This is a genomic window from Pseudomonas sp. c313 (genome assembly GCF_055407145.1).
The window spans coordinates 63,268-81,736 of record NZ_JBUZRD010000005.1; the positions used below are offsets into that span (position 1 = coordinate 63,268).

The 18,469-nt window shown below is 60.0% G+C and carries 19 protein-coding genes; 9 read left to right on the forward strand and 10 right to left on the reverse strand.

Features of this window, described 5'->3' with window-relative positions; translation table 11 throughout:
• The first annotated feature begins 65 nt into the window (after nt 1–65).
• The 5 genes from ACZRKZ_RS16565 to ACZRKZ_RS16585 all read left to right on the forward strand — a co-directional run bounded on the left by ACZRKZ_RS16565 (nt 66) and on the right by ACZRKZ_RS16585 (nt 5,771).
• Nucleotides 66–1,625, forward strand: coding sequence for a sugar ABC transporter ATP-binding protein (locus ACZRKZ_RS16565; protein ID WP_463968805.1), 1,560 nt, complete (start codon nt 66–68; stop codon nt 1,623–1,625).
• Between the two features lie 60 nt (nt 1,626–1,685).
• Nucleotides 1,686–2,738 (forward strand): ABC transporter permease, encoded by a 1,053-nt coding sequence (locus ACZRKZ_RS16570; protein ID WP_463982126.1) that lies wholly within the window; start codon nt 1,686–1,688, stop codon nt 2,736–2,738.
• Between the two features lie 409 nt (nt 2,739–3,147).
• A complete protein-coding gene (locus ACZRKZ_RS16575; RefSeq protein ID WP_149412703.1) occupies nt 3,148–3,552 on the forward strand; it encodes a TraR/DksA family transcriptional regulator in 405 nt (134 codons plus the stop codon).
• Nucleotides 3,553–4,224: 672 nt separating this feature from the next.
• Nucleotides 4,225–5,445 (forward strand): methyl-accepting chemotaxis protein, encoded by a 1,221-nt coding sequence (locus ACZRKZ_RS16580; protein ID WP_463982299.1) that lies wholly within the window; start codon nt 4,225–4,227, stop codon nt 5,443–5,445.
• Between the two features lie 122 nt (nt 5,446–5,567).
• Nucleotides 5,568–5,771 (forward strand): hypothetical protein, encoded by a 204-nt coding sequence (locus tag ACZRKZ_RS16585; protein ID WP_149412701.1) that lies wholly within the window; start codon nt 5,568–5,570, stop codon nt 5,769–5,771.
• 10 nt (nt 5,772–5,781) lie between these two features.
• Here the strand turns inward: ACZRKZ_RS16585 and ACZRKZ_RS16590 are convergent, their stop codons facing one another.
• Both ACZRKZ_RS16590 and ACZRKZ_RS16595 read right to left on the reverse strand, forming a co-directional pair.
• The gene (locus ACZRKZ_RS16590; protein ID WP_149412700.1) at nt 5,782–6,015 is read right to left on the reverse strand and encodes a DUF2789 domain-containing protein; all 234 of its coding nucleotides are present in this window, start codon (nt 6,013–6,015) and stop codon (nt 5,782–5,784) included.
• Between the two features lie 84 nt (nt 6,016–6,099).
• Nucleotides 6,100–6,330, reverse strand: a complete 231-nt coding sequence (locus ACZRKZ_RS16595) for a hypothetical protein (RefSeq protein WP_463982300.1) — start codon at nt 6,328–6,330, stop codon at nt 6,100–6,102.
• A 719-nt stretch (nt 6,331–7,049) separates the two neighbouring features.
• On the opposite strand from ACZRKZ_RS16595, the gene ACZRKZ_RS16600 reads away from it, so the two are divergent.
• The 3 genes from ACZRKZ_RS16600 to ACZRKZ_RS16610 all read left to right on the forward strand — a co-directional run bounded on the left by ACZRKZ_RS16600 (nt 7,050) and on the right by ACZRKZ_RS16610 (nt 8,839).
• Complete coding sequence (locus ACZRKZ_RS16600) at nt 7,050–7,499, forward strand: hypothetical protein (RefSeq protein ID WP_463982301.1); 450 nt, start codon at nt 7,050–7,052, stop codon at nt 7,497–7,499.
• Complete coding sequence (locus tag ACZRKZ_RS16605; protein WP_463968803.1) at nt 7,499–7,696, forward strand: hypothetical protein; 198 nt, start codon at nt 7,499–7,501, stop codon at nt 7,694–7,696. Before ACZRKZ_RS16600 ends, ACZRKZ_RS16605 begins: the two co-directional genes overlap by 1 nt.
• 126 nt (nt 7,697–7,822) lie before the next feature.
• A complete protein-coding gene (locus tag ACZRKZ_RS16610) occupies nt 7,823–8,839 on the forward strand; it encodes an ABC transporter substrate-binding protein (RefSeq protein WP_463982127.1) in 1,017 nt (338 codons plus the stop codon).
• Nucleotides 8,840–8,883: 44 nt separating this feature from the next.
• Here the strand turns inward: ACZRKZ_RS16610 and ACZRKZ_RS16615 are convergent, their stop codons facing one another.
• Together ACZRKZ_RS16615 and ACZRKZ_RS16620 are read right to left on the reverse strand one after the other, a co-directional pair.
• Nucleotides 8,884–11,010 (reverse strand): TonB-dependent receptor, encoded by a 2,127-nt coding sequence (locus tag ACZRKZ_RS16615; protein WP_463982128.1) that lies wholly within the window; start codon nt 11,008–11,010, stop codon nt 8,884–8,886.
• Nucleotides 11,011–11,103: 93 nt separating this feature from the next.
• The gene (locus ACZRKZ_RS16620) at nt 11,104–11,493 is read right to left on the reverse strand and encodes a DUF2946 domain-containing protein (RefSeq protein WP_463982129.1); all 390 of its coding nucleotides are present in this window, start codon (nt 11,491–11,493) and stop codon (nt 11,104–11,106) included.
• 93 nt (nt 11,494–11,586) lie between these two features.
• Here ACZRKZ_RS16620 and ACZRKZ_RS16625 point away from each other — a divergent pair, with 93 nt between their 5' ends.
• On the forward strand, nt 11,587–12,024 hold the full coding sequence (locus ACZRKZ_RS16625) for a DUF3995 domain-containing protein (protein ID WP_133101144.1): 438 nt from the start codon (nt 11,587–11,589) through the stop codon (nt 12,022–12,024).
• 334 nt (nt 12,025–12,358) lie between these two features.
• Here ACZRKZ_RS16625 and ACZRKZ_RS16630 read toward each other — a convergent pair whose 3' ends face one another.
• From ACZRKZ_RS16630 to ACZRKZ_RS16655, 6 genes are read right to left on the reverse strand one after another with little or no spacing between them, the layout of a single operon-like run.
• Nucleotides 12,359–12,727 (reverse strand): Na+/H+ antiporter subunit G, encoded by a 369-nt coding sequence (locus ACZRKZ_RS16630; RefSeq protein ID WP_463982130.1) that lies wholly within the window; start codon nt 12,725–12,727, stop codon nt 12,359–12,361.
• Nucleotides 12,724–13,002: a K+/H+ antiporter subunit F gene (locus ACZRKZ_RS16635; RefSeq protein ID WP_038846025.1), complete on the reverse strand. Its 279-nt coding sequence runs from the start codon at nt 13,000–13,002 to the stop codon at nt 12,724–12,726. Before ACZRKZ_RS16635 ends, ACZRKZ_RS16630 begins: the two co-directional genes overlap by 4 nt.
• Nucleotides 12,999–13,487, reverse strand: a complete 489-nt coding sequence (locus tag ACZRKZ_RS16640) for a Na+/H+ antiporter subunit E (protein ID WP_463982131.1) — start codon at nt 13,485–13,487, stop codon at nt 12,999–13,001. The genes ACZRKZ_RS16635 and ACZRKZ_RS16640 overlap by 4 nt, the downstream gene beginning before the upstream one ends.
• Nucleotides 13,484–15,166, reverse strand: a complete 1,683-nt coding sequence (locus tag ACZRKZ_RS16645) for a monovalent cation/H+ antiporter subunit D (protein WP_463982132.1) — start codon at nt 15,164–15,166, stop codon at nt 13,484–13,486. Before ACZRKZ_RS16645 ends, ACZRKZ_RS16640 begins: the two co-directional genes overlap by 4 nt.
• A complete protein-coding gene (locus tag ACZRKZ_RS16650; RefSeq protein ID WP_463968796.1) occupies nt 15,163–15,507 on the reverse strand; it encodes a Na+/H+ antiporter subunit C in 345 nt (114 codons plus the stop codon). Before ACZRKZ_RS16650 ends, ACZRKZ_RS16645 begins: the two co-directional genes overlap by 4 nt.
• Complete coding sequence (locus tag ACZRKZ_RS16655) at nt 15,507–18,428, reverse strand: monovalent cation/H+ antiporter subunit A (RefSeq protein WP_463982133.1); 2,922 nt, start codon at nt 18,426–18,428, stop codon at nt 15,507–15,509. The genes ACZRKZ_RS16650 and ACZRKZ_RS16655 overlap by 1 nt, the downstream gene beginning before the upstream one ends.
• Between the last annotated feature and the right edge of the window lie 41 nt (nt 18,429–18,469).

An 18,469-nucleotide genomic window follows, 5' to 3' on the forward strand; every position in this document is an offset into this window, starting at 1 on the left:
CTTCACTTAATAACAACAATAAGCCGGCAGGGCGCCACGGCAGCCCTGCTGATGGAGTACCCGATATGTTCGCTCAAGCGACTGCTTCGCAGGCCCCGCTGACCGGTATCCAGCCAACGGCGCTGGAAGAACCCTACCTGCTGGAAATCGTCAATATCAGCAAAGGTTTTCCCGGTGTCGTAGCCCTGGACGATGTGCAACTGCGGGTGCGTCCGGGCTCGGTGCTGGCGCTGATGGGCGAGAACGGCGCGGGCAAGTCGACGCTGATGAAGATCATCGCGGGCATCTACCAGCCGGACTCCGGTGAAATCCGCCTGCGGGGCAAACCGATCGTTTTCGACACACCGCTGGCGGCATTGCAGTCGGGGGTCGCGATGATCCACCAGGAACTCAACCTGATGCCCCACATGAGCATCGCCGAGAACATCTGGATCGGCCGCGAACAGCTCAACAGCCTGCGCATGGTCAATCACCGGGAAATGCACCGCTGCACCGCGCAGTTGCTGGAGCGCCTGCGCATCAACCTGGACCCGGAGGAGCAGGTCGGCAACCTGAGCATTGCCGAGCGGCAGATGGTGGAGATTGCCAAGGCGGTGTCCTACGACTCCGACATCCTGATCATGGACGAACCCACCTCGGCGATTACTGACAAGGAAGTCGCCCATTTGTTTTCGATCATTGCCGACCTCAAGTCCCAGGGCAAAGGCATCATCTACATCACCCATAAAATGAACGAAGTGTTTGCCATTGCCGATGAAGTGGCAGTGTTTCGCGATGGCGCCTATATCGGCCTGCAGCGGGCCGACAGCATGAACGGCGACAGCCTGATCTCGATGATGGTGGGCCGTGAGCTGAGCCAGCTGTTCCCGGAGCGCGAGAAACCCATTGGCGATTTGCTGTTGTCGGTGCGCGACCTGCGTCTGGACGGTGTGTTCAAGGGCGTGTCTTTTGATCTGCATGCCGGCGAGATCCTCGGCATCGCCGGGCTGATGGGTTCGGGTCGTACCAACGTGGCAGAAACCATTTTCGGCATCACCCCCAGCAGCGGCGGCGAGATCCAGCTCGACGGCCAGGTGGTGCGCATCAGCGACCCGCACATGGCCATCGAGAAAGGCTTTGCGCTGTTGACCGAGGACCGCAAGCTCAGTGGCCTGTTCCCCTGCCTCTCGGTCCTGGAAAACATGGAAATGGCCGTGATACCGCATTATTCGGGCAACGGTTTTATCCAGCAGAAAGCCCTGCGGGCGCTGTGCGAAGACATGTGTACGAAGCTGCGGGTGAAAACCCCGTCCCTTGAACAGTGCATTGACACTCTCTCCGGTGGCAACCAGCAGAAGGCCTTGCTGGCCCGCTGGCTGATGACCAATCCGCGCTTGCTGATTCTCGACGAACCCACCCGTGGTATCGACGTTGGCGCCAAGGCCGAGATTTACCGGCTGATTTCCTACCTGGCCAGCGAAGGCATGGCAGTGATCATGATTTCTTCGGAGCTGCCGGAAGTGCTGGGTATGAGCGACCGGGTGATGGTTATGCATGAAGGCGATCTGATGGGCACCCTGGACCGCGCTGAGGCGACCCAGGAAAAAGTCATGCAACTGGCTTCCGGTATGACGGCGGTCCACTAACGAACACAGCGCGCGAGCCTGCGGTTGGCTGGCGCAACGGAATAAAAAAGGTGAGTGGTTATGAACGCGATACTGGAAAACCAATCTTCGGAAAAAAAGCCGGAGGAAAACAAACCCCTCACGGCGCCGGTCAAGAGCCGTCGGCGGTTCCCCACGGAACTGAGCATCTTCCTGGTGCTGATCGGTATCGGCCTGGTGTTCGAAGTGTTCGGCTGGATCGTCCGTGACCAGAGCTTCTTGATGAACTCCCAGCGCCTGGTGCTGATGATCCTGCAAGTGTCGATCATCGGGCTGCTGGCGATTGGCGTGACCCAGGTGATCATCACCACCGGTATTGACCTGTCTTCCGGCTCGGTATTGGCGTTGTCGGCGATGATTGCCGCCAGCCTGGCGCAGACGTCCGATTTTTCCCGGGCGGTGTTTCCGTCGCTGACCGACTTGCCGGTGTGGATTCCGGTGGTAGTGGGGTTAGGGGTCGGGCTACTGGCGGGGGCGATCAACGGCAGCATCATTGCCATCACCGGCATTCCGCCGTTTATTGCGACGCTGGGCATGATGGTCTCGGCCCGTGGCCTGGCCCGTTATTACACCGAAGGCCAGCCGGTGAGCATGCTCTCGGATTCCTACACCGCCATCGGCCATGGCGCGATGCCGGTGATCATCTTTCTGGTGGTGGCGGTGATTTTTCACATTGCCCTGCGCTACACCAAGTACGGCAAATACACCTACGCCATCGGCGGCAACATGCAGGCGGCGCGTACGTCGGGCATCAACGTCAAGCGTCACCTGATCATCGTCTATAGCATCGCCGGCTTGCTCGCCGGGTTGGCGGGCGTGGTGGCATCGGCCCGGGCGGCCACCGGGCAGGCCGGGATGGGCATGTCTTATGAGCTGGACGCGATTGCCGCTGCGGTGATCGGTGGCACCAGCCTGGCGGGCGGGGTAGGGCGCATTACCGGCACAGTGATCGGCGCGCTGATCCTCGGGGTGATGGCCAGCGGGTTCACCTTTGTCGGGGTGGATGCCTACATCCAAGACATCATCAAGGGCCTGATCATCGTGGTGGCGGTGGTGATCGACCAGTATCGCAACAAGCGCAAACTAAAGCGCTGAACACCTTGTAGGAGCGAGCTTGCTCCGGGCGGCGTTCCGACGATGGACCTCAACGATGACGCGTGCAATCTGAATAAGCGCGGTGTCCTTGAGTTCTTCGCGAGCAAGCTCGCTCCTACAGTTGTTTTAACCGTTTGTCTTCTATACAGATCCACAACATTGAATTTCTTGCTATAAACGCACTCCGATAACTGCCTGCCGAGCCCGTCCTGGTGCCTTTTGGGGAAGTGTCGGACAAATTGCCTGTCATTTCAGTTGCTGAGCCCTCAAGTCGGCCTTAGACTGCCGCCCCTCGTAAATTGAGTGCCGGGAGGCGCTTGAAATGGACGGCGCCTTTCCGAGACCTGCAAGGGTCGACCGGAACGCTCCCTTATTCGCCTTGATGCACGTATTTTTTATAGAGAAATCAATGACAAAGGAAAAGTTGCTGGCCATGCCGGCGGATGACTACATGAATGCCGAACAGCACGCTTTCTTTGAAAAGTTGCTGCAAGCCATGAAAGTCGAGCACCACGAGCGCATTGAGCAGAACCGCATCGCCATTGAAAGCCTGGACACCCCGGCTGATCCGGCTGACGCTGCTTCTGTGGAAGAAGAGCGCACCTGGCTGGTCAACGCCATCGACCGCGACCAGCGCCTGCTGCCGCAACTGGAACAGGCCCTGGGTCGCATCAATGATGACTCCTTTGGCTGGTGTGACGACAGCGGCGAGGCTATTGGCCTTAAGCGCCTGCTGATCAGCCCGACCACCAAGTACTGCATCGAAGCGCAAGAGCGCCACGAGCAAATCGACAAGCATCAGCGTCAAGCTTGATGCGCGTGGCGAGCGGGCTTGCCCGCGTTGGGCGCGCGAAGCAGCCCTAAAACCAATCACTGCGGTCTTTCTGATAGATCACAGTGACCGGCCAGGGAGTGCTCCGCACTCCAGCGCGGCGGTGCGGCGATCCGATAAGCCCGCTCACCACAGAAGCCCGTTCGCCCAGGCCCAGCCCCTCTCCCGTCTATTGATCTGCTGCGATCCCTAACACCAAAGGCCCATGGATAATGGCCGTATAGTGGCGTTTAATGCAGACACAATAACGACAAGCAGTGGGGTGACAACATGGCTGGGGACGGATCTCTGACAGGCGCAACAGTGCCGCCGCAAACGGTGGCTCGCCACCTGTCCGGCTGGGTGACACCACTGCTGCAAAGCGTCGCCCTGGTGCTGTTGCTGCTTGGCCTGGCATTCGCCAACCTGTCGATTTACCTCTGCCTGCCGGTGGCCCTGCTGCTGATCTGGCTGCCCCGTCTGAAAAGCCGAACACCCAGCGCCGCGCCGACTGTGGCCCGCGACGCCATGGGTGAACTGACTCGCGATCTGTCCTACACCACCAGCCACAACGCGCTGTCGGCCGCTGGTGTGGCCTATTCGGTCAAGCAACTGGCCGCTAGGCTGCAGTCGCAATTGAGCGCCGCCCAGCAGATTGTCAGCAGCGCCGAAGTCATGATCGGCACCGAGCAGGTCACTTCCCAACTCAGCCGCCAGGCCCTGGGCGCCGCCAGCCAGGCTCACCAGCGCAGCACCGAAGGCCGCACGGTGCTGGCCGAGTCCATCAGCCGTATGCATCAGCTCAGCCAGCGCGCCAATGACAGCCGCCAGTTGATCGAGGCGTTGAGCCTGCGCAGTGAAGAAATCCAGCGGGTCACGCTGGTGATCCAGTCCATCGCCAGTCAAACCAACCTGTTGGCCTTGAATGCCGCTATTGAAGCGGCCCGGGCCGGTGAGCACGGTCGGGGTTTTGCGGTGGTGGCCGATGAGGTGCGCGGGCTAGCCGGTCGAACGGCCACCGCTACCGATGAAGTCGGGGTGATGGTCGCCGATATTCAGCAACGCACCAGCCAAGTGGTGGAGCAGATCCGCCAGCTGTCGGCGGATTTGCAGTCCGGTGTAGAGCAGGTGGAGCAGGCTGGCCAGCAACTGGAGAGTATTGCCACCCTGGCAGCGGATGTGGAGGGCCAGGTCAGCGAGATCGCCCAGGGCACTGACACCAACCGCGAGCAACTCGACAGTTTGTTCCATGCGGTGGAGCAGATGCGCAGCGATTTGACCGTCAGCGACCAGCAAACCCGACAACTGGCGCAGGCCGCTGTGCAAATGGAAGGGCAGGCCGAAACCATCAGCGAACGCCTGGCTGAAGTCGGCCTCGACGACTATCACCAGCGCATCTACGACCTGGCCCGCGAGGGCGCCAGCCAGATCGCCGCGCAGTTTGAGGCCGATGTCCTGCAAAACCGCGTCAGCCTTGATGACCTGTTCAACCGCAGCTATACGCTGATTCCCAATACCAGCCCCGGCAAGTATCACAGCCGTTTCGACGGCTATACCGACCAGGTTTTGCCGAGCATCCAGGAAGCGTTGCTACCCCGTCATGAAGGCCTGGTATTTGCCATCGCTTGCACGCCCCAAGGCTATGTGCCGACCCACAACAAGGCTTTTTCACAGGCGTTGACGGGTGATGCCCAGGTAGATGCGGTGCACAACCGCACCAAGCGCAAGTTCGAAGACCGCACCGGGATTCGCTGTGGCAGTCATCAGCAGGCAGTGTTGTTGCAGACTTACACGCGCGATACCGGCGAGTTGATGCACGACCTCTCGGTGCCGATCATGGTCAAGGGCCGGCATTGGGGTGGTTTACGATTGGGGTACAAGCCTGAAGGACGTTAACTGAAGGTGATTGTTACCGGCCATGTAATGAAGCTATTCCGCAGGTAGCTTTTTCCCGCGGGAGGAAAACCGTAGCATGAGCAGTATTGTTAGCTTGCTAACTAACTGCGCGGAGAACCTTAATGCAAAGCAAAGTCGATGTCGCCGTGATGATCGGCAGTGGTGTGCCGCCAACGCTGCGCGCGCTGGGACGCAAGGCCTGTTGGGTGGTGCTGCTCAACGGTGAACAGCGTGGCACGGCCTTCGCCAGTCGCGATGAAGCCGAAGAATGCCGTGCTGCCTGGCAGGCGCTGCTGAGGGCGGAACAATCAGACCGCCTGCATTGAATCCAGCCTACTACGACTGATGGAGGCGCTGGTTTAGTTCATCCACGGCGATCGCCCAGTCGGCATCTTCACGCAGTTCTTCTTTTAAAAATTGAGCCTGCTGTGGTGACCAGAACGGTGCGTCGATCAACTTCACGTCTTCAGGCAAGTGGTGCTGGCCGATAAAACTGTCGATCATCTTCGGGGAAGCATCCAGCCCCAACTGTTCAAACAGATTTTCAAGGGTATGTGTTGGCGCTTCCATATCGTTCTCCATGGGCGAAGTCATCGGTATGCATGGGAGGTTTTGCGCGCTGGAGAGTTCGATCTGATTATTGCGCCCGGCCAGTTACGAGGTCAGCGCCCCTGAGTCGACAGCGTTTTTAAGTGCCAGGGCGGCATCCTTGGCGGCCGCTGCGGCAGCGTCTACGGTTTTGAACCAGCGATCCTTTTCCACCTGGTGAGCAGTGATCGTGGTCAGTGGTGCCTTTGCCCGCATGACAATTACGGCTTGAAATTCGCCGTCTACTTCCCTGGCTTCGCCATGGATGAAAAATTCGCCTATATCAAATTCCGTCACGTATAGCCTTCCCTTGGAGGTAATTGCGCTGATGAACCCATGCGGCATGGGGCAAACTTCATTGGACGGGCCAGTATGGCAGTTGTTGTTGGCTGGTGGCGCAGTAAAGTCATTGATGTGACGAAACGACAACCCTGGGCACTTCCAGGATGTGGAAAAAGTTTCTTCCTGCGGGCACTACCCGATACATGGCTGAATGCAGGCACCCGCCATCGGCGTACAGGCTGTAGAATGCACCGTCATCGATAAACGCTGAGCCCGCGTGCGAAAGGGCAGAGCGGTGTTGAAGCAGTTGCATGGTCAGCTCCTGTCGATCGGTGCTGTTGACCCGCTGGCAGTTCTTTCAGGTGGTTTTGACCCGTGTTGCTGTTTTAGTATTGCCGTCAGCATCCGACGCCTGGTTCCAGACCAAGGTATTTTCTTTCGTTTTGGCTGTCGGAAAACTACATTTTCAAATGGGTTATTCTCTGAAGTTGATCGTCCAGTATTCTCTGGAGGTTGAACTTATGATTTCCTGCAACGCCTGACGACCTTCGCTTAAGGTCCGTCGGGCACGTCTGCACGGGTCTTACGGCGCCGTGGTGGGAGTTTTCTTCAGCTTTTTCTGTGTTACATATTTCATGACCGTGCCGTATTGGCCGCTTTTTCGTGCTGCCCGCTTGGGCAGGTAGCACCTTTTTTGATGTGGGGGCGTTTCCTTGGCAGTCAGTAATCTGGATATGCACGCATTGTTCGTGTTGGGTGATTTGCGCGCAAAGTTGGTCAAACAGTTTCAATCCCGTTTTGTCTACATCACTGAACAAACGCCTGAAGGCATTTACATCGCCGAAGTCGATACAGAGGCCGTGATGGTGGTAGACGACAAACAGCGACTGGAACTCAAGGTGGGTGATCATTTTCGTGCAGCTGTATTGCCGAGCCGTGAAGGTGGCAAGTTCGAACTCAAGTTCCGCGATATCAAGTTGACTGTGTATGGGTTGGGCGACTATGCCTTTGTTTCCTCGGCTGAAGGCCAGGGCATTGTGTTCAAGGAAGGCCACAGCGTGATGCTGGTCTTCGCTGCCAACGAACAGCTGCAGGAAGGCTTGACCAAAACCCTGAAAGCCGTGACCGGCAAGGCCGCCAAGTGGCGCAAGGGTGAGCTCGTGACCTTCAAGGCCAGCGAGTAATGAGCCTGGACCGGGCGCAATTTCACCAGCAGCACTTGTCGGACGCCCAGGCCAAGGCGGCCGAGTTGTTTGCCCGCAAGGGTGATTTGCAGGGAGCCTGGTTGAACTGGGTGGCCAGCCAGTTGTACGAACTACGTCCCGCCGAGTACGCCAGCATGGTGCGCCGAGAGTTGCAGCATTTGCATAATCTGCCGTAAAAGCAGGCGACCTGCCTTGTTCATTGAAACCTCTACTACAGTTGTGTTGACTTAAGTATTCAGAGGCTTCGCGGTGTTACAGCAAAGCCATCCGCTATTGCTGTGTAAAACACGAGGTGCAAAGGCATGAAAGCAATTCGAGCGCTGTTGGCGGCTTCCCTGACGACTCTGAGCCTGTCGGTGGCGTCGCTGCCGGTGTCGGCCGCCCAGGCGCCGATCCATTTTGCTGACCTGAACTGGGAAAGTGGCAGCTTGATCACTGAGGTGCTGCGATTTATCGTCGAAAAGGGCTATGACTTGCCCACCGATACTTTGCCTGGCACCACTATTACCCTGGAAACCGCCCTGGCGAAAAACGATATCCAGGTGATCGGTGAAGAGTGGGCAGGACGCAGCCCTGTGTGGGTCAAGGCCGAGGCTGAAGGCAAGGTGGCCGGCCTGGGCGACACCGTCAAAGGTGCCACCGAAGGCTGGTGGGTGCCGGAATACGTGATCAAGGGTGACCCGGCCAAGGGCATCAAACCCCTGGCGCCGCAGTTGCGCAGCGTAACGGACCTGGCGCGCTACAAGGACGTGTTCAAGGACCCGGAAGCACCGACCAAGGGCCGTTTTCTCAATAGCCCCATCGGCTGGACCTCGGAAGTGGTCAACAAACAGAAACTCAAGGCCTATGGGCTGGACGATAGTTATGTGAACTTTCGCAGTGGTTCGGGCGCGGCGCTGGATGCCGAGATTGCCTCGTCGATCCGTCGCGGCAAGCCGATCCTGTTTTACTACTGGTCGCCCACGCCGCTGATTGGGCGCTTCAAGCTGGTCCAACTGGAAGAGCCACCGTTTGACGCCGAGGCCTGGAAGACCCTGACCGATGCCGATAACCCCAATCCGAAACCGACTCGCTCTCTGGCATCCAAGTTGAGCATTGGTGTGTCGACGCCGTTCCAACAGCAGTATCCGCAGATCTGCGAGTTTTTCGCCAAGGTCGACTTTCCGATTGAACCACTGAACAAGGCGCTGGCCGAGATGAGCGAGAGGCACACGCCGCCCCGTGAAGTAGCGCAGGCGTTCCTCAAGTCGCACCCAGAGGTCTGGAAAGCCTGGTTGACCGAGGATGTGGCGCAGAAGGTCGAGGCCAGTCTGAAGTGACATCTAATGATCGTCCCCACAGCGTGGGAACGATCTCTATTTTTTTAAAATCGCGTTTGCACCGCCACCTCAAATGTCCTCGGTGACCCCAAGTAATACGCCGGCGACACATGGGCAAACTGGGCATACACCTCATTGGTCAGGTTACGTACCCGGCCAGTCACAGAGGTGTGCTGGTCCACTTTGTAAGTCAAAAACGTCCCGAACAAGGTATACGCCGGCACCGTCATCGTATTGGCATTGTCGGCATACACCGACGCCACATACCGCGCATCCATCCCCCCTTGCCAATTCGGCGCAAAGTCATAGGTCAGCCACACATTGCCCACCCGCTTCGGCACGTTGGTTGGCGTATTGCCCTTGCGCGACACTACTGCGCCGCTGGCGATTTTTTCATTGAAGTCGTCGTACTCGGCATCGACCCAGGCGAAGTTGCCCTCGGCCAACAGCTTGGGAGTAATCCGCAAGGAACTGGCCAATTCGATACCCTTGGACGACTGCGCGCCGACCGGAATGCTGTTGGTCGAGTCCTGCGGATCAGTCACGGCGAAGTCCTTGCGCTCGATCTTGTAGGCGGCAACAGTGGCGGAGCCCCGGCCGTCGAGGTAGTCGAACTTGCTGCCCACTTCCCATTGCTTGCCGGTGGACACGTCGAACACCTGGGTGGTGGTCGACGGCTGTTCGGCGGCGGTGCTGTATTGCACGTAGACATTGGCCGATGGAATGAACTGGTAGGTCAGGCCGATGCGACCGGTCACGGGTTCCCAGCTGCGCTTGAAGTGCCGCGGGCTGGTCGTCGTCGCCACCCGGTGATTGGTGACATCCAGGTCAATGGCGTCGTAGCGCAGGCCAGTCAGCAGTGACAACGTGTCAGTCAGCCCCAGGCGGTTTTCCACGAACAGCGCCTTGGTGGTCACTTCGGTGGTCTTGTCCTTGATAAAACCGGGCCGGGTGCCGGGAATGTCGTAGAAGTGCCCTGGATCGTAGTTGTTCGGGTCCACGCTGCTCTTGCCCGACACGCTCAGCGGGCTGTTGGTGGTGCTGTTGACCTTGTACTCGAAACCGCCGGACCAGGTGGTCGCCAGGCCGAAGAACGTATCTTCATGGCGCAGCTCGAACTGGTTGCCGTCCTGTTCGCCCTGATGGCGCACCTGATATGCCGTGGAGCGGTTTACCGCGCTGTTATCGGCGTTGTACTGGTACGTCTCCAGGTTGCGGTAATCGCGCTGGCTATCCAGGTGATAAAGGGTGTTACGCAGGCTGGTGCTGTCGTTGATCCGGTAGTCGATGATCGACCGCGCCCAGATTGTCCGTTGCTCGTAGCGACCGTCCGCCACGTTGTAGTTGTTGAAGCGGTTGTGTTTGTCGATCTTCAACTCGCCGGCCTTGGGATTGAGTACCGGCGTGCCCCAGTAGGGGCTGTCTTCGTGTTCGTCCTGGTATTCCAGGGCCAGGGTGTGGGACAGGTTGGGCGTCAGGTCGCTGAGCAGGGAAAACGCCACGCTCCAGGCGTCGCGCTGCTGGCGGTCGATGTAGGTGTGGTTGGTGTTGCGACTCACATCCAGGCGCGCGTAGTGCTGCACCTCGGCGCCGGGTTCGGTGAGGGCGTGATTGAGGCCCAGGGCCAGGCCAGTGGTGTCATAGCTGCCATAGCTGATCCGGCCTTCGGCGACCTGTTCTTCGCGGGTGGCCAGTTTGGTCACGTAGTTCAGTGAACCGCCCACGGAGCCGGCACCGTTGATCAGCGAGGAGGGGCCCCCCACCAGTTCCACCCGGTCGTAAATCCACACGTCCACCGGCCGCGCCAGGCCGCTGGCGACGTTGATGCCATTGAACATCTGGGTGATCTGGCTGCTGGTGAAGCCCCGATAGGAGATAAACCCGCCAAACCCCGGGGGGGCGCTGGCATTGACCCCTGGCAGGGAATTGGCAGCGTCTTGGAAGGTCTTGGCGCCTCGGCGCTCGATATCGTTGCGGCTGGCAATGCTGATGGAGGCCGGGGTTTCCCGCATGCTCAACCCCAGGCGCGAAGCCATGCCGCTGGATTGATCCAGGGCCCGGCCCGGCTCGGCGGCTTGTTCGCCATCAATGGTGGTGGACGCCAGTTCAATGGCCCAGGCGCTGACAGGCAGGCAGCCGAACAGGCTCGCCAACAGAGGTAAATGTTTCATCGGTAAATCCTGAAAAGCTTGGCTTGAAAGCAACGCACAAGGACACGCTCTCCGGTGGGAGGTCATGTTCTGTGCAGATCAAAAAGCGAAGAATCAGACGAAGGCGGGCGGGGCGCGCGGATTAGCCGCAGGCCAGGTAACGCGGGAAGGGCTGTCGGCGCTGGCAACAACCCCGGCCGGTGGGGCCTGAGGCTGCGGCATGACTGCGACATTGAGGCTTGAATTGAGCGCCGGGCCCATGCCGCCGCTGGAGCACACCGGGCAGCCAAAAGCCTTGGACAGGGTCGGCAGGGATTCATCGGTGGAGCTTGCAGGCGCGGGCGCCTGAGTGCGCGGGTCTACCGTACAGAACTGGCCGCCAATGCCATTTAGCTGCATGCCGACCATTTGCCCGTGGCCGATGCTGCAGGCGAACACATTGAACAGGACGCAGCAATAGAGCATCCAGGCAATGAGTGAACGGTCGGTACGGGCGAGTTTCATGGGGTGGCACTTTATCACCAGCTGCCGACGAAATACCCACAAAAAATCTCAGGAGGACTATCCTGTTTCGAACTTTTTAGGGGATATCCAGCCATGAGCTTTTTCGTTGCGCGGTGGGTTGTCGGGATTTTTACCTTTATCAGTATGGTGCATGTGTACTGGGCGGCCGGTGGCAAGCTGGGGAGTGCGGCGGTTATACCGCAGCTGCCCGCAGAGTTCTCCAGCGGACCGCGTCCGGCCTTCAAACTCACTGCACTGGGGGCGTTGTTGGTGGCCGCCGGGCTGGTGTTGATTGCGGTGTTGGTGTGTTTACGGGCGGGGCTGTATTTTGATCCGATCAGCCATAAGGCCTTGCAATGGGGGATCAGTGGCGTTGCCGTGATCATGTTTGCCCGGGCGATTGGCGATTCGGAGTTAGTAGGTTTTTTCAAGACGGTGGGCGGGTCGCGGTTTGCTCGCCTGGATACGTTTTTTTATTCGCCGCTGTGTTTGGTGTTGGGGGTGGGGCTGTTGGTTGTAGCTTGGAATTAGGGGGCTGACAGCCAGGAAGCCCGCGTTATCGTTAACGACCATCGCGAGCAAGCTAGCTCCTACAGTGGGCATGGGATACGTTTTTGCTTTTCACCACTCAGGTCGGCTACCAGGCCGCCGTGCTCTTGCTTTTGATTTTGATCTAAGGCGCCCCGTTAAACCACGATGCCGGAGTGAAGGCATGCCGAGCCACAGCGAGGCACCAAGTGGTGGGGCAAGAGCCTTTGGGTTACTTTTGGGCTCCTTTCAAAAGTGACACGCCGTAAGGGCGTAACCCTAATCCGCCCTGACCAAAATAACGGATATATACCCAGTAAAACCAAAAAAACGCCCATCACCCCCCATTCTCAGAACTGCGACTACTCACCTCGGCTGGCACAGCCTCTCCCGCCATCCGCTTGCGAAACAACGCTGTACGCGCTAGCAACAGCGTCGTCACCGGCACCGTGATCGATAGTAAAACCGGAATCAACCAGCCATGAAGCACCGGCTCGGACTTGAGCGCCGAAAAGTAAATGATCGAGGCCAGCGCCACACACCAGGCCCCCAGCGTTGAAGCCAGCGCCGGCGGGTGCATGCGCTGGAAAAAATCTTTCATCCGCACCAGCCCAATCGCACCAATTAGCGCAAACAGACTACTGAGTACCAATAAGATCGCCACCAGGATCTCGACCCACAGCGGCAGCGCGCCCACATTGATCATTCAATCACCTCGCCACGCAGCAGGAATTTCGCCAGGGCAAACGAACCCACAAAGCCAAACAGTGCAATCAGCAGCGCCGCCTCGAAGTAAGTGTCACTGGCATAGCGAATGCCCAGCACCAGCATCATCAGCATCGCCAGGATGTACAGATAATCCAGGGCCAACACTCGGTCCTGGGCCGAAGGGCCCTTGAACAGGCGCACCAGGGTCAGGACCATCGCCAGGGAAAACAGGAACAGGCTGAGCAGGATCGCATTGGAGAGCAGGGCACTCATTCGAAGATCTCCATCAAGGGCAGCTCGTAGGCGTGCTTGAAGTGCTCGATAAACTGCGCTTCGTCATCCAGATCAAACACGTGCAGCAGCAGAATGCTGCGGTCCAGGGCCAGTTCCGACCAGATGGTGCCGGGGACCACCGTGGTGATCATCGACAGCGCCGCCAGGCCGTTGGCGTCCCGCAGGTCGAGGGGGATTTTGATGAAGCGCGACCGGGGAGGGCGCGAACCGCAGGTCAATACGCCCCAGGCCACCAGCAGGTTGGACACCACGACATCGCGACCCACCAGGAAGAACAAGCGGATGATCACCCCAGGGCGGCGAATGCGGATCGGCAGCGGCCGCAACGGCGCCATCATCAGTGGTGCGCAAAAGCCCAGGATAGCCCCCAGCAGGAGGTTGCCGGGGCTGATGGACAGGTTCAGCACTAACCACAATAACCACAGCGACAAGGACAGCCACGGGGCAGGAAACAGACGCTTCATGGCTGCACCTCCAGCGCGGCGGCACGGGCTTCTGGGCTCGGAACCGGGCGGGTGGCCATGACGGCCATGACGTAATGCTCTGGGTTGTTCAGGCTGGCGGCAGTGTCCTGGGTATAACGCATCAGCGTTTCGGCCTTGAAGGTCAGCCCGATGGACAGGGCCAGCAGGACGAAGATTGGTACACACTCGAAGCGCCGCAGCAGCGGTGACGGTCGCTCTTCCGGGGTCCAGAAGCGCTGGATGCCGAGCCGGGCGAAGGCGATCAGCGAGGCCAGCCCCGAGAAGATCAACAGCGCGACCAAGCCCCAGGCGGCCGGGCGGATCGGCTCTTCCAGGGCATTGCCCAGGCCCAGTGGGTTTATCAGTGCGCTAAGCAGGCTGAGTTTGCCGATGAACCCCGACAGCGGCGGCATGCCGATGATCAGCAGGGCGCAGGCAATAAAGCTCAGGCCGAGGAAAGCCACGGTCCAGGGGATCACCTGGCCGACCACAGCTTTTTGTTCATCGTCCAGGTTGGTGCCTCGTGGCAGATGCAGGGACTCGACTGCCCGAGGCAACGCTTCGATCTCATCGTCCAGGGGCAGTTCGTTGGCGGAGCGAGAACGTTCGATTAGCTCCACCAGAAGGAATAGCGCGCTCAATGCCAGCGTCGAGCTGACCAGATAGAACAGTGCGCCCGCGGTCAGCGCCGGTTGGGCAAAACCTATCGCCGACAACAGGATGCCCGCCGAGACCAGGATGCTCAGGCTGGCCATGCGTTCCAGGCGTTGCGCGGCGATCATTGCCAGGGCGGCGCAGATGATGGTTGCCATGCCGCCGTAGATCAGCCAGTCGCCGCCAAAGTACGCCGAAGCGCCGGCCTGGCCCGAGAACAGCAGGGTCCACAGGCGCAGCACGGTGTACACGCCGACCTTGGTCATGATTGCAAACATTGCCGCCACCGGCGCGCTGGCCGCGGAGTAGGCCGGTGCCAGCCAGAAGTTCAGCGGCCACATTCCGGCCTTGGCCAGGAACGCCGTGGCCAGGATCGCCGCGCCGGCATGCAGCAGGCCGCGATCGGCTTCGGGCACCAGGGGGATTTTCAGCGCCAGGTCAGCCATGTTCAGGGTGCCGGTGACGCCATAGATCATCGCCGCACCGATGAGGAACAGCGACGACGCCAACAGGTTGATCGCGATGTAATGCAGCCCCGACGACACCCGCGCCCGGCCGGAGCCATGGAGCATCAGGCCGTAGGACGCCGCCAGTAGTACCTCGAAGAACACGAACAGGTTGAACAGGTCGGCGGTGAGAAACGCACCGTACAGGCCCATCAACTGGATCTGGAACAACGCGTGAAAGCTGGTGCCTGCACGGTCCCAGCGGGCCATGGCGAACAGCAGGGCGCTAACGCCGATGATCCCGGTGAGCACCAGCATCAGCGCCGACAGCCGATCCACCACCAGCGCGATGCCGAACGGCACCTGCCAGTTGCCCGGCAGGTACACACCGATAGAGCGGGTGCCGTCCTGCTGGGTCCAGTACAGCAACAGCACCGAGACGCCGAGGCCGATCATGCTGGAGAACAGATTGATTCGTGCCTTGAGGGGGCGGTGTTTCTCGCCGAGCATCAGCATCAGCGCTGCCGTCAGCAACGGCAGCAGGATCGGCGCGATGATCAATTGGTTAATCCAGCTCATTCCTTAGGCTCCCTACCGTCCACATGGTCAGTGCCAGTCAGGCCCCTGGATGCCAGCAAGACCACCAGGAACAGCGCGGTCATGGCGAAGCTGATCACAATCGCCGTCAGCACCAGTGCCTGGGGCAGGGGGTCGGTGTAGTTGAGCAGGTCTTGGGGTACGCCGTCCTTGATGGTCGGCTCCTTGCCGATAAACAGGCTGCCCATGCTGAAAATGAACAGGTTGACCCCGTAGGACAACAGGCAAAGGCCCATCACTACCTGGAAGGTCCGTGGCCGCAGGATCAGCCAGACGCCTGAGGCCGCCAAGACCCCAATGGCAATTGCGATGACTTCTTCCATCAGGCGGCTCCTCCTGGCGTCGCAGTGGCTTTCGCCTGGCTGCTGGGTTTATGGGCACGTACCGATTGGTGACCCAGGGCGGTGAGCATCAACAGCGTCGAGCCGACCACTACCGCGTACACGCCAACGTCGAAGAACAGCGCGCTGGCGATATGGATATCGCCCAGCACCGGCAGGCTCAAGTGCAGGGTGTGGGTGGTCAGGAACGGATAACCGAACGCCAGCGCGCCAAGCCCGGTCAGGGTCGCCGACAGCAGGCCAACGCCCATCCAGCGCAACGGCCGCAGGCTCATCTGCGCCTCGACCCACTGGGTACCGGCCACCATGTATTGCAGGATAAATGCCACTGACATCACCAGGCCGGCGACAAATCCGCCGCCCGGCTGGTTGTGGCCACGCATGAACAGGTAGAACGACACCACCACCGCAATCGGCAGCAGCAGGCGCACCAGCACCGCCGGCACCATCATGAAGCCCAGGGCGGTGTCGCTGGCCTGGCGCGGGTTGACCAGATCGGTCGCCACGTCCGGAGCCAGCTGGCGCTGTTGCGCGGGCAATTGCATACTTTCTTTCGGTGGGCGGAAGCGGCGCAGCAGGGCGTATACCGTCAGCGCCACGGCCGCCAGCACAGTGATTTCCCCGAGGGTGTCGAAGCTTCGGAAGTCCACCAGCATCACATTCACCACATTGGTGCCGCCGCCTTCTGGCAGGGCGCGACTGAGGTAGAACGAGGAAATATCGTTAGGGGTCTGGCGCGTCAGCATCGCGTAGGACAACAGCGCCATGCCACCGCCGACCACGGTGGACAGCAGCAAGTCCCGCAGGCGGCGGATGCGCGCCTTGCGTAGGGAACTGGGCAGCGGCGAGACCTCTTCGATCCGCCGGGGCAGCCAGCGCAGGCCCAGCAAAATCAGCACGGTGGTCACCACTTCCACCACCAGTTGGGTCAGTGCCAGGTCCGGCGCCGAGAACCAGACGAAGGTAACGCAGGTCATCAGGCCGCAGACGCTGACCATGGTCAGGGCTGCCAGCCGGTGGTACTTGGCTTGCCAGGCGGCGCCCAGGGCGCAGGCGATCGCCAGCAACCACAGGGTGACGAAGACGATGGAACCAGGGATCTTCGGCCGGTCGCCCCAACTGATGCCGCTGTTGAGCATTGGGATCAATCCGGCGATCACCGCGGCCAGCACCAGCAGGAACAATTGGGGCTGCAAGCGCTTGGTGCTGAGGCGTTTTTCGATCTTGCGCGCGCCGCGCATCATCACCACCAGGCTGCGCTCGAACATGCGCTTGCCGTTGAAGTAGCTGATGATCGGCGGGTACTTGAAGCGCCCTTGCTTGAGCTGTTTGCGCAGCAGCAGGTAGAGCACAATGCCGCCGGACATGGCCACCAGGCTCATGATCATTGGCGCGTTCCAGCCGTGCCAGATGGCCAGGCTGTATTCAGGCAGCACGCCGCCGACCACGGGAAGTGCGGCCGCTGCGAGGATCGAACCGACCACCTGGGCCGGGAAAATCCCCACCAGTAGGCAGGTGAACACCAGCAGTTCCACAGGTGCGCGCATCCAACGGGGCGGTTCGTGCGGGGTGTGAGGCAAGTTGGTGGCGGTTGGCCCGAAGAACACATCCACCGTGAAACGCAGGGCATAGGCAACGCTGAAGGTGCCGGCGATGGTGGCGATCACCGGCAGGGCGATCTCTACCCAGGCGGTGGAAGAGATGAACACGGTTTCGGCGAAGAACATTTCCTTGGACAGGAAACCATTGAGCAGCGGCACGCCGGCCATGGAGGCGCTGGCGACCATGGCCAGCGTGGCGGTAAACGGGATCAGGCGGATCAGGCCGCTGAGTTTGCGGATATCACGGGTGCCGCTTTCGTGGTCAATGATGCCCGCAGCCATGAACAGCGACGCCTTGAAGGTGGCGTGGTTGAGAATATGGAACACTGCTGCGACGGCTGCCAGCGGGCTGTTGAGACCCAGCAAGAGCGTGATCAGGCCAAGGTGGCTGATGGTGGAGTAGGCCAGCAGGCCTTTGAGGTCGTTCTGGAACATTGCGCAATAGGCGCCGAGCAAGAGGGTAATGGCGCCAGCGCCGCCGACGATCCAGAACCATTCTTCGCTGCCGGACAACGAAGGCCACAGGCGGGCCAGCAGGAACACACCGGCCTTCACCATCGTCGCCGAGTGCAGGTAGGCCGAGACCGGTGTCGGCGCGGCCATGGCGTGGGGCAGCCAGAAGTGGAAGGGGAATTGCGCGCTTTTACTCAGGGCGCCGATCAGGATCAGCGCCAGCAGGATCGGGTACAGGGCATGGGCTCGAATCTGGTCACCGGCAGCCAGCACCAGGTCCAGGTCGTAGCTGCCGACGACATGGCCGAGCAGCATTACCCCCGCCAGCAGGCACAAACCACCCGCACCGGTCACCATCAGCGCCATATAGGCACCACGGCGCGCATCAGAACGGTGATGCCAATAGCCGATCAACAGGAACGAGAACAGGCTGGTCAGTTCCCAGAAAAACACGATCTGAATCAGGTTGCCCGAAATCACCAGGCCCAACATGGCGCCCATAAACGCCAGGAAGAAGGCGAAGAAACGCGGCACCGGGTCGTCCGGCGACATGTAATAGCGGGCGTACAGCGAAACCAGGGCGCCGATGCCCAGCACCAGCATCGAGAATAACCAGGCAAAGCCGTCCATGCGCAGCACGAAGTTCAGTCCCAGGCTGGGCAGCCAGGAGAACTCTTCGCGAATCACGCCTCCGTCGGCGATCTGGGGGTAGAGCAGGGCGACTTGTACGGTTGCGGCCAGGGCAACAAGGCCGGCCAGCAGGGATTCAGTGTTACGTGCGTTGTGCGGCAGCAAGGCCGCTAGACAGCTGCCGATAAAAGGCAGAAGCAGTAGAACTATCAGGGACATAGGCTTCTAATCTGCGGGAGTTTGGGATGCATCATACGTGC